19 protein-coding genes are annotated in these 15,208 nt (G+C 37.3%); all 19 read left to right on the plus strand.

Annotated features, from left to right (window positions below; translation table 11 throughout):
* Positions 1-24 precede the first annotated feature (24 nt).
* The 19 genes from fliF to fliR all read left to right on the plus strand — a co-directional run bounded on the left by fliF (position 25) and on the right by fliR (position 15,208).
* On the plus strand, positions 25-1,602 hold the full coding sequence (gene fliF / locus P9E47_RS16185) for a flagellar basal-body MS-ring/collar protein FliF (RefSeq protein WP_003332534.1): 1,578 nt from the start codon (positions 25-27) through the stop codon (positions 1,600-1,602).
* 11 nt (positions 1,603-1,613) lie between these two features.
* Positions 1,614-2,627, plus strand: coding sequence for a flagellar motor switch protein FliG (gene fliG / locus P9E47_RS16190; RefSeq protein ID WP_326164035.1), 1,014 nt, complete (start codon positions 1,614-1,616; stop codon positions 2,625-2,627).
* Complete coding sequence (gene fliH, locus P9E47_RS16195; protein WP_326164037.1) at positions 2,620-3,438, plus strand: flagellar assembly protein FliH; 819 nt, start codon at positions 2,620-2,622, stop codon at positions 3,436-3,438. The genes fliG and fliH overlap by 8 nt, the downstream gene beginning before the upstream one ends.
* Entirely contained in the window at positions 3,425-4,735 is a 1,311-nt protein-coding gene (gene fliI / locus P9E47_RS16200; RefSeq protein WP_003332537.1) for a flagellar protein export ATPase FliI, read from the plus strand. The genes fliH and fliI overlap by 14 nt, the downstream gene beginning before the upstream one ends.
* A gap of 24 nt (positions 4,736-4,759) precedes the next feature.
* Positions 4,760-5,203, plus strand: coding sequence for a flagellar export protein FliJ (gene fliJ / locus P9E47_RS16205; protein ID WP_003332539.1), 444 nt, complete (start codon positions 4,760-4,762; stop codon positions 5,201-5,203).
* An 8-nt stretch (positions 5,204-5,211) separates the two neighbouring features.
* The gene (locus P9E47_RS16210; RefSeq protein ID WP_326164038.1) at positions 5,212-5,832 is read left to right on the plus strand and encodes a MotE family protein; all 621 of its coding nucleotides are present in this window, start codon (positions 5,212-5,214) and stop codon (positions 5,830-5,832) included.
* A gap of 47 nt (positions 5,833-5,879) precedes the next feature.
* The gene (locus P9E47_RS16215) at positions 5,880-7,238 is read left to right on the plus strand and encodes a flagellar hook-length control protein FliK (protein ID WP_326164039.1); all 1,359 of its coding nucleotides are present in this window, start codon (positions 5,880-5,882) and stop codon (positions 7,236-7,238) included.
* Positions 7,239-7,256: 18 nt separating this feature from the next.
* Positions 7,257-7,916 carry a flagellar hook assembly protein FlgD gene (gene flgD / locus P9E47_RS16220; RefSeq protein ID WP_326164040.1) on the plus strand — a complete coding sequence of 220 codons (660 nt, stop codon included), beginning with the start codon at positions 7,257-7,259 and terminating at the stop codon, positions 7,914-7,916.
* A 15-nt stretch (positions 7,917-7,931) separates the two neighbouring features.
* A complete protein-coding gene (locus P9E47_RS16225) occupies positions 7,932-8,312 on the plus strand; it encodes a TIGR02530 family flagellar biosynthesis protein (protein ID WP_003332543.1) in 381 nt (126 codons plus the stop codon).
* Positions 8,313-8,403: 91 nt separating this feature from the next.
* Complete coding sequence (locus P9E47_RS16230) at positions 8,404-9,366, plus strand: flagellar hook-basal body complex protein (RefSeq protein ID WP_326164041.1); 963 nt, start codon at positions 8,404-8,406, stop codon at positions 9,364-9,366.
* 53 nt (positions 9,367-9,419) lie between these two features.
* Positions 9,420-9,632: a flagellar FlbD family protein gene (locus P9E47_RS16235; RefSeq protein WP_003332545.1), complete on the plus strand. Its 213-nt coding sequence runs from the start codon at positions 9,420-9,422 to the stop codon at positions 9,630-9,632.
* Positions 9,632-10,060 (plus strand): flagellar basal body-associated protein FliL, encoded by a 429-nt coding sequence (gene fliL / locus P9E47_RS16240; protein ID WP_003332546.1) that lies wholly within the window; start codon positions 9,632-9,634, stop codon positions 10,058-10,060. Before P9E47_RS16235 ends, fliL begins: the two co-directional genes overlap by 1 nt.
* A gap of 32 nt (positions 10,061-10,092) precedes the next feature.
* On the plus strand, positions 10,093-11,091 hold the full coding sequence (fliM, locus tag P9E47_RS16245; RefSeq protein ID WP_003332547.1) for a flagellar motor switch protein FliM: 999 nt from the start codon (positions 10,093-10,095) through the stop codon (positions 11,089-11,091).
* Positions 11,081-12,388, plus strand: a complete 1,308-nt coding sequence (gene fliY / locus P9E47_RS16250) for a flagellar motor switch phosphatase FliY (protein ID WP_003332549.1) — start codon at positions 11,081-11,083, stop codon at positions 12,386-12,388. Before fliM ends, fliY begins: the two co-directional genes overlap by 11 nt.
* A 29-nt stretch (positions 12,389-12,417) precedes the next feature.
* A complete protein-coding gene (locus P9E47_RS16255; protein ID WP_003332550.1) occupies positions 12,418-12,780 on the plus strand; it encodes a response regulator in 363 nt (120 codons plus the stop codon).
* 22 nt (positions 12,781-12,802) lie between these two features.
* A complete protein-coding gene (gene fliO, locus P9E47_RS16260; protein WP_003332551.1) occupies positions 12,803-13,459 on the plus strand; it encodes a flagellar biosynthetic protein FliO in 657 nt (218 codons plus the stop codon).
* Entirely contained in the window at positions 13,456-14,136 is a 681-nt protein-coding gene (gene fliP / locus P9E47_RS16265) for a flagellar type III secretion system pore protein FliP (RefSeq protein ID WP_003332552.1), read from the plus strand. Before fliO ends, fliP begins: the two co-directional genes overlap by 4 nt.
* 22 nt (positions 14,137-14,158) lie before the next feature.
* Entirely contained in the window at positions 14,159-14,428 is a 270-nt protein-coding gene (gene fliQ, locus P9E47_RS16270; protein ID WP_035193628.1) for a flagellar biosynthesis protein FliQ, read from the plus strand.
* A gap of 3 nt (positions 14,429-14,431) precedes the next feature.
* Entirely contained in the window at positions 14,432-15,208 is a 777-nt protein-coding gene (fliR, locus tag P9E47_RS16275) for a flagellar biosynthetic protein FliR (protein WP_326164042.1), read from the plus strand.

Below are 15,208 nucleotides of genomic sequence, written 5' to 3' on the forward strand. Positions count from 1 at the left end.
TAGAGGAATATGCTGGGGGCCATCATGAACGAGAAGCTAGTAAACTTGAAAAATAAAATTATGGATTTTTGGAATGCTAGGACGAAAACCCAAAAAACCATTATTGCCAGTTCAGTAGGCGCATTCATCGTCATTTTGATTCTCGTTTCAATTTTTGCATCAAAACCTAATCTTGTCCCTCTTTATAGTAATTTATCTCCCCAGGAAACCGGGCAAATAAAAGCTACATTGGATTCAAAAGGGATAAAATCTGAAATAACAAACGATGGTACTACTATTAAAGTGCCATCCGAATTAGTAGATACATTAACAGTGGAATTGGCGGCTGAAGGTATACCTGACAGCGGTGAAATATATTTTTCATCATTTGGTGAGGGTGGATTTGGTACGACCCAAGAAGAGTTTGAGATGAGAAAAAATGCAGCTGTTCAAAGTGAGCTTAAAAGACTGATCAAAAGATTTGAAGGTGTGCAGGATGCGGAAGTAATGATTTCACTGCCACAGCAAAGTGTTTTTATCGGTGAAGAGCAAGGAACTGCTTCTGCGTCAATCGTCATCCACCAAAAACCAGGCTATAAATTTAAGGATGAACAAATTGAGGGACTATACCATCTTGTTTCTAAAAGTGTGTCAAACCTGCCTATAGAAAATATCGTCATCACAAACCAGTATTTTGAGCATCTAGATCAAAAAAAATTATTTGCCGGAAATAATGGAAATGCAGGTGTTAACTTTACAGAACAATATGAAATCCAAAAGCAGGTTGAAAGGGATATCCAACGCCAAGTTCAGCAAATGCTTGGACTCATGATGGGTAGAGATAAGGTTATTGTTACAGTAACAGCAGATATTGATACATCTAAGGTCAATACAACAAGTAATATTGTAAAGCCAATAGATGAAGAGAATATGAAGGGAATTGCCATCAGTGCAGAAAAAATCTCTGAATCCTTTGTTGGTGATGGAGCTGCAGGTGGACAAGTTGGAGCTGGACAAAATGATGTCCCAAATTATCCAGCCCAAAACGGTAATAATAATGGCGAATATGAAAATATTGAAGAAAGAATAAATTATGATGTAACAAGAATTATGGAAACTGTCGAAGGATCGCCCTATAAAGTGAAGGATCTTGGGATTCAAGTGGCTATTGACAGCACGGATTTAGATGATCAAACGAAGCAAACACTTGGTGCGGAAATCCAAAATATGCTCAATGGCATCATTAAAACGACAATCGACAATAAGGAAGCCGATCTAAATGGAAAAGTAAATGTGACCTGGCAAGCCTTTAATGGCATCGAACCAATGCCTGTACCGACATTTATGGATACGGTTCAAAGTAATTTAGCGATGATTATTGGCGGTGTTTTACTATTGTTAGCCGTTGTTATTGGTTTATTTATGTTCCTTCGCAGAAATAAGAAAAAAGAGGCTATCGAAGATTTGGCTCCAATTACGGAAGGGCCAATTATCGATATTCCAGATGTGAATGAGGAACAGCAAACGGAAGCAAGCGCAAGAAGAAAACAGCTTGAAAAATTGGCAAAAGAAAAGCCAGATGAATTTGCGAAATTATTGCGCTCTTGGTTGGCTGAAGATTAGGGGGGGCTTTTATGTCTAAAAACTCGGAAGAACTTACAGGAAAGCAAAAAGCTGCCATACTCCTTATTTCTCTTGGGCCAGAAGTCTCTGCACAAGTATATAAGCACTTATCAGAGGAAGAAATTGAGAAGCTTACATTAGAGATTTCAAGTGTAAAGAAAGTTGAAACAAAACAAAAAGAGGATATTCTTGATCAATTTCATCAAATCGCCCTTGCTCAAGAGTATATTTCACAGGGTGGTATTGGCTATGCGAAGACAGTTTTGGAAAAAGCGTTAGGACCAGAACAAGCGGCATCGATTATTAACCGTTTGACTTCCTCCTTGCAAGTTAAACCATTTGATTTTGCAAGGAAGGCCGATCCTTCCCAAATATTAAACTTTATCCAAAACGAGCATCCACAAACAATTGCGTTAATACTTTCGTATCTTGACCCGGAAAAAGCCGGTCAAATTCTGTCTGCACTCCCACAGGAAATGCAGGCAGATATTGCAAAACGTATTGCTTTAATGGATAGTACGTCACCGGAAATTATTAATGAGGTTGAACAAATTTTAGAACGAAAGCTATCTACTACGGTAACTCAAGACTATACTCAAACTGGCGGTATTGAGGCTGTTGTTGAAGTGCTAAATGGTGTAGACAGAAGTACGGAGCGGACTATATTAGATGCACTAGAAATTCAAGACCCTGAGCTTGCTGAAGAGATTAAAAAGAGAATGTTTGTCTTCGAGGATATTGTTACACTTGATAATCGTGCGATTCAACGTGTTATTCGTGATTGTGAAAATGGAGATTTAATGCTTGCACTTAAAGTAGCAAGTGAGGAAGTTAGAGAGATTGTCTTTAAAAACATGTCAAAACGGATGGCAGAAACATTCATCGAAGAAATGGAATTTATGGGACCTGTACGTCTTCGCGATGTTGAAGAAGCACAGACAAGGATTGTTGCTACGATCAGACGTCTAGAAGAAGCTGGTGAAATCGTGATTGCCCGTGGAGGAGGAGACGATATCATTGTCTAGAGTTATCAAATCTCCTTTCACACAAACTGAAGAAGGTAAAAAAAGGGTCATCCAATTAAAACCGTTAAGCGGAGAACGGCAGTATTTCGAAGATAGTTACAACCAAAGCGAAGAAGCGGAGGAGAAGACTGTTGATTTAAGGGAAATTGAAGCAAAGGCCGACGAAATTATTCGCAATGCCGAGAAAGAGGCCATTTCAATTTTAAGAGATGCCGAAAATAAATTACAAGAAATCATGCATCAAATAGAAGTAGAAAAACAGAATTGGGATATCGAAAAAGAGCATTGGATTGAAACAGCCAAACAAGATGGGTATGCAGAAGGCTTTGAGGTAGGTAGACAGGAAGGAGTTCACGAATTTAAAACTCTGATCAACACTGCCAAAGAGACTGTAATCCTAAGTAAACAAGATTATCTAAAAAATGTGGAACAATCGGAAACAACCGTTCTTCATCTAGGATTAAAAGCGGCAGAAAAAATTATCGGTTTTACTTTGGAATTAAACGAGGATATTTTTCTGAATTTGGTTAAGCAGGTTGTTAAAGAAGTAAAGGACCATCAGGATGTACAAATCCATGTTCATCCTAAATATTATAGTCTTTTAATATCGCAAAAAGAGGAAATTAAAGCTTATTTCAATAACCCAACAACGCAAATTTATATTTTTCCTGATGATGAACTAAAAGAAACGGATTGTATCATCGAATCGTCATTTGGAAGAATCGACGCAAGTATAGATAGTCAGCTAAATGAACTAAAGCTTAAGCTACTCCAAATTTTGGAGGGAGAGATGGAAGATGAAAACTGCTAATCTCATCTCTATGATCGATTCAATTGATACTTTTAAACGCTATGGCCGTGTAACAAGAGTCATCGGTTTAATGATAGAATCGCGCGGACCGGAAAGCTCTATTGGGGACTTATGCTATATCCACGTAGGTTTGAAGCGAAAGCGGATTATTCCTGCTGAAGTGGTAGGATTTCGTGATTCATTTGTTTTGCTTATGCCTTATACCGATATACAGGATATTTCTCCGGGCTGCCTCGTTGAGGCTACAGGTGAATCATTACAAATTAAAGTTGGATCTGCCCTGATCGGAAAAGTTCTAGATCCGCTTGGTTTACCGATGGACGAAAGTCCGCTTCCGAAGGGATTAACACCAGCTCCAACAGACCAGTCACCTCCTAATCCGATGAAAAGGCCCCCGATCGAAGAAGAGATCGAGGTAGGAATTCGAGTAATCGATAGCACCTTAACAGTCGGTAAAGGACAGAGGATTGGTATCTTTGCCGGTAGTGGTGTGGGAAAAAGTACGTTGATGGGAATGATCGCTCGCAATTCTGAAGCCGATATTAATGTAATTGGTTTAATAGGTGAGCGTGGTCGTGAAGTAAGGGAGTTCATTGAACGAGATTTAGGGGAAGAGGGCTTGAAAAAATCGGTTGTTGTCTGCGCAACCTCTGATCAACCGGCACTAATGAGGTTAAAGGGTGCGTATACAGCTACTGCAGTCGCAGAATATTATCGTGATCAGGGCTATAATGTCATGATGATGATGGATTCGGTAACACGTGTTGCAATGGCACAGCGAGAGATTGGACTTGCTATTGGTGAACCACCGACGACAAAAGGGTATACACCCTCTGTATTCGCTATATTGCCAAAGCTCTTGGAACGAACCGGTATGAATGATAAAGGCTCCATTACGGCATTTTATACAGTATTAGTTGATGGCGACGATATGAATGAGCCCATCGCAGACGCCGTACGCGGGATTTTAGATGGTCACCTTGTTTTGGACCGGGCCTTAGCGAATAAAGGCCATTATCCGGCTATTAATGTATTAAAAAGTGTCAGCCGTGTTATGAATAACATCGTTTCAAAAGAGCACCGAAAAGCGGCTGAAAGATTAAGAGACTTGCTGTCAACTTATATAAACTCAGAAGATTTAATTAATATCGGTGCTTATAAACGCGGATCCTCTAAGGAAATTGATGAAGCTATTCGCTTTTATCCAAGGATTATCTCTTTTCTAAAACAAGAGACAGATGAAAACATCCGAAAATCAGATTCCATATCCACTCTCATTCAGTTATTCGAAAATTAAATCATGTTTTTGGGGGTAGTCGATATGGCATTTAAATATAAATTCGAAAAATTATTATCAATCAAAGAAAACGAAAAAGATGTCGTTATCGGTGAATACAACGATGCTGTCCAAAAATTTGAGAAAGCGGCGACTAAACTATATCAATTGCTTAAGCAAAAGGAAGATTTAATAGATCAACAAGGGAAACAATTAACATCGGGCTTAAATATTAGACAAATTCAGGATTTACAACGATTTTTGCCATTCCTTGATAAATCAATTGCGGAGTGGCAAGTTCAAGTCGCAAAAGCTCGTAAATTTATGGAATTAAAACAACAGCTTTTACTTGAAAAAAACATTGAGGTAAAAAAATATGAAATAATGAAAGAAAAATCCTTGGCTGCCTATAGTCAATTGGAGAAAGCAGAGGAAAATAAATTAATGGATGAGATCTCGATCCAACAATATATGAATCGAGGAAATTAGGTGTTTATATGAGCAATAAAGCTGAAGAACTAAGCCTAAATGAGGAGAAAAAAAGTAGCAAAATTCAGTGGTTTTTGTTTGTGATCGTGATTCCGCTCTTTTTTGCCATAGCTATAGCCTTAGTTGTGATGACAATGTCCGGTATTAATGTATTTGACTTAGCTAAAAAGTATAGCGGTGATATACCGATTATTTCATCAATCGTTTCTAATGATGAAGATAAGGAAGAAGTTAGTGATAGTGTTTTTTCTTTAAAAGCTACAATTGAAGATCAAAAAGCGGAAATTGCAAATTTGCAGGCTGAAATTGAAAGCAAGCAAAAAGATCTCAAGGCTTCGCAAGAAGAAATTGATAAATTAGTGAATGAAATCAAAGCTTTGGAAGAGAAAGAAAAAGAGGCAACAATCAAGCTGGAAGAGCTTGCGAAGGTTTACGAAACGATGTCGGCGAAAAAATCAGCTGCCATTCTATCCGTTATGGCAAATAAAGATTCGATTGAAATATTAGTCAAATTGAATAATGAAACAAGAGCCGCTGTTTTGGAAAAAATGGAACCTAAAAAAGCAGCAGAATTAACCGTTTTATTAAAAGCTGAAGAGAACAAAGCCGAAATTAATAACGAAGGGTAAGAAAATAGTATTTATTCTGCTTTTTTCCTTGAAAGGAGGTGAGAAAAATGAATGCCGCAGCCGTATTTGTTAATCCTAAAGCAACACAAAAGCTAGATTTTACCAAGAAATCGATGGATAGAGTGAAAAATGACGGTAATGAGACAAACCCATTTGCAAAAATATTGAATGGGGAAGTAAATAAAAACGAAAACGTAAAAGTAAAAGTTCCTAAAGAAAAAGAGGATCCCCAACCTTCTATAGTAAAAGCCGAGGTTGTAGCTGATAATTCGGTGGATTCCGGAGAACTACTTCAAGCAATGGAACAATTGCAGGAGTTAATTCCAATAGATCAGGGTTTTATTGATCCTAAATTGATGGAAGATCCGGATGTGTTAGCTTTGTTGAATCAAATGCCTCCGCAAATTCAGCAATTACTGAAGGATTTTATTCAATCAGGTCAATCATTTGAATATTTAGTAGCTCAAACAGAGACAGGCAGTCAAGAACAAATAGGTCTATTACTACTTTCTCTGTATCAGCTTGAGAAAAAAGGGCAATTACCAGATGATCTGAAACAATCTGAATTTTTGAAGCTATTACAACGTCAAATGAATGAAGTGTTCAATGTTCAGATTGCTGATAAAGAAGTTCAAAGCGCAAGCATGCTTTTAAGTAAACTCAATGAACTGCTTGATAAAAAGAATACGACAAATCCGGTTGATACTGTCATGCAAAATAAATTTGAGCTAAGACAAACGATTCAAAAGGTACTTTATAGTACGTCAGCTAGTGAGAATTCTGGTCATCAAGATACTGCTAAAAAAGATTTAAATGGGCTAACAAACAATGCTACTGATACTAAACTGACACAAGCTGTAGTGCACGAAGATGTATTTGACCAGCTTGTTGCTAGTTCTATCAAGGATGGGGGATCGGTAAATCGAATCCAACAATATGCTTTAAATGTAGGACAAGCTTCCGGCTCGCCGTTGCCTGAGGACCAAATTTTGGAACAACTCCAAACTATCATGAAGCAAAGTAAATTTAGCACGTCACCGAATGGGACTAATCAATTGATGCTTAAGCTAAATCCTGCGCATTTAGGAACACTTACGATCAAGCTAATTGAATCAAATGGTGAAATGATCGCTCGCATTATTGCATCATCGAAAACGGCCAAGGAAGTCATCGAAACAAACTTGAATTCACTAAGGCATGTTTTTACAACACAAAATATAACGGTTGAAAAGTTGGATATCCAGTATCAGGGTGACAGCCAGTTTGATGAAAGCAATAAAGGAAACCGTCAGCAAGAGGACCAATCGAAACGAAACGAGCAGGAACCAGCGAATCAAAGGAACAAAGATGAAGATTCAATAGATTCAAATTCATTTAAGGATGAACTATTAAACATTATGGTATAGGAATGAGGTTATCATAAAATGACAAATACAATTGATCCAAGCCTATATCTAGAGAATTACAGACAGGCACAACGAAAAGCACCATCTAACAATTTAGGGAAAGACGAGTTTTTAAAAATATTAATGGTGCAATTACAAAATCAGGATCCGCTAAATCCGATGGAAGATAAAGAGTTTATTGCCCAAATGGCTCAGTTCACATCATTAGAACAAATGACAAAAATGGCCTCTTCTTTCGAAAAATTTATCGAATTTCAAAAAAGCAACACACTTAGCTCTTATGTTGGTTGGATAGGGAAAAAAGTTGATTGGGAAATTATCATAAAGAATGTTGATGAGGACGGCAATGAACTTGAACCTACTATTGAAACAGGTTCAGGCACAATTGAATCAATTGTCAATAAAGGTGATATTGTCGAGCTTCACTTAGATGATGGTAAGGTAATATACCAAGATGAGATCAAAAAAGTGCAAAATCAATATGAATCATCTTATGAAAACCAATTAACAACGGCCAGCAAAATGATTGGCAAACTTGTTTCATGGATCAATGAAGATGATGAACCGATTGATTCAATCGTTAGATCTGTCCAAATGAAAGATGGTAAAGTTCAGTATGAATTAGAGGACGGAACTTTAATTAGCGGCAATCAAATAACAAAGGTGACTAAACAATAATTAGGTGGTGGAAACATGGATCATCGAATACAGCAATTAAACTACCATCCACTCTCCCATATTAAGCAGCAAAGTAAAAAAACGGTCGACCACACTGGCCCTTCGTTTAAAGAACTGCTTGGCAATACGATCAAAGAAGATACTACCTTAAAAATTAGTAAACATGCAGAAAAACGTTTAACTGAAAGAAATATAAAAATAGACCAAGAGCTTTGGAATAAAATTGAGCAAAAGGTTCATGAAGCAAAAGGTAAAGGTGTCAGCGATTCATTAGTTGTTACGGATCAAGCGGCGTTAATTGTCAGTGCTAAAAACAATACAGTCATTACCGCAATGGATCGAATTGAAGCAAGTTCACAAATTTTCACCAATATTAATGGAACGATATTAATTTAACGCAAGTATAGAGCTGGACCGTATGGGGGCTCTAAAACACTGCTGACCGATAGATGCAGTGAACAATAAACAATGAAGGAGCGCATATTTTATGTTACGTTCAATGTATTCAGGGATTTCAGGAATGAAAAACTTCCAAACAAAACTAGATGTAATTGGTAATAATATTGCCAATGTTAATACGTATGGGTTTAAGAAGGGAAGAGTTGTGTTTAAGGATTTAATAAGCCAGCAGATTGCTGGGGCAAGTGGTCCTAGTCCTACAAAGGGTGGTGTGAACCCTAAACAAGTTGGATTGGGATCACAATTAGCAACTATCGACACAATAGATACTCCTGGAAGTACACAAACAACGGGAAGAACATTAGACTTAGCTTTAGCTGGCGATGGTTATTTTATGGTTGGTAGCGGTACGCTAGCAACTGGTTATCCATATGTAGTAACTACTCCTGATATTAGCTACACGAGAGCAGGTAATTTTTACTTTGATAAAGATGGTTTTATCGTGAATTCAGATGGGTTGTATGTGCTTGGAATTACTGCAAATGCAGCTAACACTCCTGCAGAGGGTACAGGTGCAGCAAAAGTTAATTTTGACTCTAATGGCAATATCAGTGGTGCAGATGGCTTAGCAACTAGTGGTTTGGGTGCTCTTAAGGTACCGACTGATGCAAAATCCTTCAGTATCGGTGCGGATGGAAAGGTAACTTTCATTGATAAAGATGATAAGTTAGTTGTTGCGGGTTTTATTGGTCTTGGAAAATTCCCGAACAATGGTGGTTTGGAAAAAGTAGGTCAAAATCTATATAAACCTACTACTAACTCAGGTACGTTAGATGCAGATGGAGATGGAGTAGATGTGCTAGGGGAATTATATCTTCCTGGAATGAAAGGTGCTGCAGAAATTGTCCCAGGCGCACTTGAAATGTCCAACGTCGACCTATCTGAAGAATTCACAGAAATGATCGTTGCCCAAAGGGGATTCCAAGCGAACACTAAAATTATTACAACATCTGACGAGATCCTGCAAGAATTAGTTAATTTGAAACGATAAACGATAATGTAAGGAGGTAGGGAGTTAAGCCAACCGCTTGACTCCCATCTATTTTGATTAAACTTACACGATTAAATGGACAAACCTTTTATCTAAATGCAGTTTATATAGAGCAAATCCAATCGTTTCCTGATACAACAATTACCTTAACGAATGGCAAAAAAATTGTCGTGCGGGAAGTAGAGGAAGATGTTATTCTTTTAGTTAGGGAATTCTATCGTGATATTAATATATTAGGACTTTCTGAACAAAGGGAGGAGGAATAATGGCTAAAAATAAAATGATTAATATAATGATTATCATTTTAGTAGTGATTGCTTTATCGGGTGTAGTGGCTTATTTTGTCATTACAAATATAAATAAAGTTGATAGTCCAAAAGAACCGACGATTGATGAAATATTAGAACAATCGATTGATACCGAAGAAATAACAACAAACTTAAATGATGGCCATTATTTAGTTATTCAGTTGAAAATACAAACAGACAATAAAAAGACAAAAGAAGAGTTGGAAAAACGAACTTTCCAAATCAAAAATATACTTATCCAAGAGCTTTCTTCGATGAAGTCAGAGCAATTTACGTCGAAGGAAGGATTAATTGAAGTAGAAGAACTATTAAAAATGAGGCTGAATGAAATCGTGCAAAAAGGTACTGTAGAAAAAGTCTACATTACAAATCGATTAGTTCAGTAGTATGTAGAGGTTTTTTTCGGAGGTGAGGGTAATTGGCAGAAGAGGTTTTATCCCAAAGTGAAATAGATGCACTACTATCAGCACTTTCAGCAGGGGAAATGAACGCAGAGCAATTAAAAAAAGAAGAAAAAGAAAAGAAGGTCAAGGTTTATGACTTCAAACGTGCATTGCGTTTCTCGAAAGACCAAATTCGCAGTCTTACAAGAATGCACGAGAACTTTGCAAGACTCTTAACGACCCATTTCTCTGCACAACTTAGAACATATGTGCAAATCTCTGTCGCATCTGTTGACCAAATTCCTTATGAAGAATTTATACGCTCCATCCCGAAAATGACAATTTTGAATGTTTTTGAGGTGCCGCCACTAGAGGGAAGGCTTTTGATAGAAGTAAATCCAAATATTGCTTACGCAATGATGGACCGTGTCCTTGGTGGGAAAGGAAACAGTATAAATAAAGTTGAAAATTTAACTGAAATTGAAACAAAAGTGATGTCCAATTTATTTGAACGTGCTTGTGAAAATCTTCAAGAGGCCTGGGCTTCTGTTGCCGAAATTGATCCAATGTTAACGGACTTTGAGGTCAATCCACAATTTTTGCAAATGGTATCCCCAAACGAAACTGTTGTAGTCATTTCATTGAATACGACAGTTGGCGAAACAAGTGGAATGATTAATATTTGCCTGCCACATGTATTATTGGAACCGATTATTCCAAAGTTATCTGTTCATTATTGGATGCAAACCAATAATAAAGAACGGATGCCTGAAGAGATTTCGTTACTCGAAAAACGAATTAAAAAAGCAGAACTCCCTATACAGGCTATTCTCGGAGAGTCAACGATTAGTGTGCAGGAATTTTTAAACCTAAATGTTGGCGATGTTATTCAACTTGATCAACTTGTTGATAGCCCATTACAAATAAAAATTGCCGACCATCCAAAATTCATCGGGCAGCCAGGTAAAATGAGACATAATATAGCAATTCAAATATTAGACAAAATAAAGGCGGGTGAAGACAATGGTCAGTGATGGCATGCTGTCACAAGATGAAATTGATGCCCTACTCAGAGGGGGTGGGGATGATATCAGTTTTGATGAACCAACGAATTCAGATGATCAAACTACTAATATTGATGACTATTTGTCCCCTCTTGAACAAGATGCATTAGGTGAAATAGGGAATATTTCCTTCGGCAGCTCTGCGACTGCACTGTCGACTTTACTTAACCAAAAAGTTGATATAACGACTCCAAAGGTTTTTATCGTTAGGAAAAGTCAATTGGCAGAAGCATTTCCACAGCCCTATGTAGCAGTTCAAGTTCAATATACGGCAGGGTTTAAAGGAGTCAATTTGCTCGTTATTAAAAAAAGCGATGCCGCGATTATTGCTGATTTGATGTTGGGTGGGGATGGTAAAAATCCATCAGAAGATTTAGGGGAAATTCAATTGAGTGCTGTTCAAGAAGCAATGAACCAAATGATGGGTTCAGCAGCAACCTCAATGTCAACAATTTTTAGTAAAAAAGTTGATATTTCTCCACCAAGTATTGATTTTCTAGATTTTATGAAGGGATCAGGTACTGACAGAGTTCCTGACGAGGAAGTACTCGTTCAAATTTCATTTAATTTAAAAATTGGTGATTTAATAGATTCAAATATTATGCAACTTTTACAGATAGATTTTGCAAAGGACATGGTAGAAGGATTATTAAATCCACAGCCCAATAATGAACCTGATTTAGTAAATTCAAATCCGGCTAGTGTTATGAGTGCAGCACCAATGGAGCAGCCCGTTACTTCCGTCGAGCAAGAGAGCAATGCGCCGATTTTTAGTGCGCCAATGGAAGAGCCGACTATGAATATGAATTATTATCAGGATCCTAGACAACAACAAATGCCGATGGGGAATTTTGGACAGCCGATGATGCCGTCATTTAATGGAGCAATGCCTAGTAATCCGATTCAAAGTGGTCCACAGCATATTGGTAGTGGTCCGGTAAATCCAACTAATGTTCAACCTGTTGTGTTTTCATCATTTGAGCAACCGACATTGCAGCGACAGGAGTCTAGTAACCTTAGCATGCTTTTAGATATACCACTTCAAGTAACAGTTGAACTTGGAAGAACTAAACGGTCAGTTAAAGAAATATTAGATTTATCAGCCGGTTCCATTATTGAACTAGATAAATTGGCAGGGGAACCTGTTGATATATTAATAAATAATAAATTGGTGGCTAAAGGGGAAGTAGTTGTCATTGAAGAGAATTTTGGTGTAAGGGTCACTGATATCATTAGTCAATCAGACCGCATCAAAAATTTACAATAAATTATATAGAACCGATGGAGGTATGTATTGTGGCAAATAGAATTTTGATTGTAGATGATGCAGCTTTTATGAGAATGATGATTAAAGATATCCTAACTAAAAATGGATTTGAAGTAGTTGGAGAAGCTGCTGATGGATTGCAAGCAGTTGAAAAATACAAAGAGGTTAATCCGGATTTAGTGACAATGGATATTACGATGCCTGAAATGGATGGCATTACATCATTAAAAGAAATCAAAAAAATCGATCCAGGTGCAAAAATTATCATGTGTTCTGCAATGGGACAACAAGCAATGGTAATTGATGCTATCCAGGCTGGTGCAAAGGATTTTATTGTAAAGCCATTCCAAGCAGACCGCGTTTTAGAAGCAATCAAGAAAACACTTGGATAGTAAAAGAGGGGGCAGCATATGCTTGCGTAAATTACTATTAATACTAATACTTTTGGTTTATGCTCCGTTTGGGCTAAATGTCCAAGCGGAGACAGATACAGGAAACGAAACCGTTGATCAGATGTTACAGGAAAGTCAAAACACCGATGCAACTTCTAAAACGACGAAACAAACAGATCAAGAATTAGTTCAAACTGAACCACCTGCAATTGAAAATCAATTTGGATGGCTTGATTTTGTAAAGATGTTTTTTGCATTAGCTGTTGTTATTGCACTTATATACATTATTCTACGATTTATTAATAAGAGGAATCGTCTGTTTGGCCAAATGAAGGCAATGGAAAATTTAGGCGGCATTTCTGTAGGCCCAAATCGTTCAATTCAATTAATTAGAATTGGCGAAACAGTTTTAGTTGTTGGAGTTGGGGAGACGATTCAATTGTTAAAAGAAATAACTTCCCAAGATGAAATAGAGAAGCTTATAAGTCAAAATGAAATCCAGCCGATTCAAGTTGGACAAACTATACTAAATAAGATTATCTCTAAAAACGATGATAAAACTAGTATGAAAAGTAGTTCTGCAAATAGCTTTAGTCACATGCTTAAGGGGCAATTAGAGGATCTAGCTGAAGGGAGAAAAAAGCTTTATGACAAAATTAAGAGGGATCAGGACGAATGACTGAGTTTCTTCCGGGTATTGATCCAAGCTTTTTTAATAGTACAGATCCAGCTAACGTGTCCACAACTGTTCGGTTAATTCTTCTCTTAACAGTTCTTTCAATCGCTCCTAGTATATTAATTTTAATGACTAGCTTTACAAGAATCATTATCGTCCTTTCTTTTGTAAGGACGTCACTGGCAACACAACAAATGCCGCCAACACAGGTGTTAATTAGTTTAGCCCTTTTTATGACATTTTTTATTATGGCACCAACGTTTTCGGAAATTAATGACCAAGCGGTTTCTCCTTTTTTGGATGGTCAAATTACGGAACAGCAGGCGTTTGATCGTGCATCTGTACCAATTAAGGAGTTTATGAGTAAACATACAAGGCAAAAGGATTTAATGCTGTTTCTAAACTATGCAGATATGGAAAAACCAAAAACGATTGAGGATATCCCATTAACAGCGCTTGTGCCTGCTTTTGCGATAAGTGAAATTAAAACCGCATTTCAAATTGGTTTTATGATCTTTGTCCCGTTTTTAGTAATCGATATGATCGTAGCCAGCATTTTGATGTCGATGGGGATGATGATGCTCCCACCTGTTATGATATCATTGCCATTTAAAATATTATTATTTGTTATGGTCGATGGCTGGTATCTAGTTGTAAAGTCATTGCTTTTAAGCTTTTAACTTCATTATATAGGGTGATTACATGAACTCTCATTTTGTGATCGGTGTCGCTGAACAAGGGATTATGACGGTGTTAGCAGTGTCTTTACCATTGTTATTATTAGCACTAGGGGTTGGACTTATTGTCAGTATTTTCCAAGCGACAACGCAAATTCAGGAACAGACACTAGCCTTTATTCCGAAAATCATTGCGGTTTTGGCTGGTCTTGTCTTTTTCGGACCTTGGATGCTTTCAAGAATTGTAGACTATTCGTTTCAAATATTTAATAATCTTTATAAGTTTGTAGGGTAAGAAATGATAGATTTAATAAATGCTTTTCCGGTATTTTTATTAGTATTTATTCGGGTTACATCCTTTTTTGTAACGGTTCCTCTCTTTTCTTATCGGAACATACCACCAACTTATAAAGTAGGTTTAGGATTTTTTTTATCCTATATCATGTTTTTATCGATGGAACATCCAAGTTTAGCTATTGATGAAGCGTACTTTATGCTCGTCCTAAAAGAGATGCTAGTAGGTTTATTTATAGGACTAATCGCTTTTATGGTTTTGTCAGCCATCCAAATTGCCGGTGGATTTATAGATTATCAGATGGGATTCGCCATCGCTAATGTTATTGACCCGCAAACTGGAGCGCAAAGCCCGATCTTAGGTCAATATTTATATACATTTGCACTTTTACTATTGTTAATAGTGGATGGTCATCATTTAATCCTTGATGGTATTTATTACAGCTATAAAATAGTCCCGCTAGAGCAGGTATGGCTTCCGCTTGGCAGCGAAAGGCTCGTGGAATTTATCGCAACTACATTTAATTCGATGTTTATCATTGCCTTTCAAATGGCGATCCCGCTTGTTGGCTGTTTGTTCTTAGTAGATATAGCGTTAGGGATCACGGCGCGAACAGTTCCACAACTGAATATTTTTGTAGTAGGTTTACCATTGAAAATATTAGTTGGTTTTATTTTACTCGTAGTTGTGATGCCGGTCTTCTTAATTCTCTTTCAAAAATTATTTGAGTCCATGCTGTTCACGATGCGGGGATTGATGCAAATCTTTGGGGGCGTATGA

This window comes from Schinkia azotoformans (assembly GCF_035811335.1).
Taxonomy (GTDB): domain Bacteria; phylum Bacillota; class Bacilli; order Bacillales; family Bacillaceae_J; genus Schinkia; species Schinkia azotoformans.

Coding starts and splice junctions, on each gene's coding strand:
- fliF (WP_003332534.1), top strand. CDS start 25: ATGAACGAGAAGCTAGTAAACTTGAAAAATAAAATTATGGATTTTTGG.
- fliG (WP_326164035.1), top strand. CDS start 1,614: ATGTCTAAAAACTCGGAAGAACTTACAGGAAAGCAAAAAGCTGCCATA.
- fliI (WP_003332537.1), top strand. CDS start 3,425: ATGAAAACTGCTAATCTCATCTCTATGATCGATTCAATTGATACTTTT.
- fliJ (WP_003332539.1), top strand. CDS start 4,760: ATGGCATTTAAATATAAATTCGAAAAATTATTATCAATCAAAGAAAAC.
- P9E47_RS16210 (WP_326164038.1), top strand. CDS start 5,212: ATGAGCAATAAAGCTGAAGAACTAAGCCTAAATGAGGAGAAAAAAAGT.
- P9E47_RS16215 (WP_326164039.1), top strand. CDS start 5,880: ATGAATGCCGCAGCCGTATTTGTTAATCCTAAAGCAACACAAAAGCTA.
- flgD (WP_326164040.1), top strand. CDS start 7,257: ATGACAAATACAATTGATCCAAGCCTATATCTAGAGAATTACAGACAG.
- P9E47_RS16225 (WP_003332543.1), top strand. CDS start 7,932: ATGGATCATCGAATACAGCAATTAAACTACCATCCACTCTCCCATATT.
- P9E47_RS16230 (WP_326164041.1), top strand. CDS start 8,404: ATGTTACGTTCAATGTATTCAGGGATTTCAGGAATGAAAAACTTCCAA.
- fliL (WP_003332546.1), top strand. CDS start 9,632: ATGGCTAAAAATAAAATGATTAATATAATGATTATCATTTTAGTAGTG.
- fliY (WP_003332549.1), top strand. CDS start 11,081: ATGGTCAGTGATGGCATGCTGTCACAAGATGAAATTGATGCCCTACTC.
- fliP (WP_003332552.1), top strand. CDS start 13,456: ATGACTGAGTTTCTTCCGGGTATTGATCCAAGCTTTTTTAATAGTACA.
- fliQ (WP_035193628.1), top strand. CDS start 14,159: ATGAACTCTCATTTTGTGATCGGTGTCGCTGAACAAGGGATTATGACG.
- fliR (WP_326164042.1), top strand. CDS start 14,432: ATGATAGATTTAATAAATGCTTTTCCGGTATTTTTATTAGTATTTATT.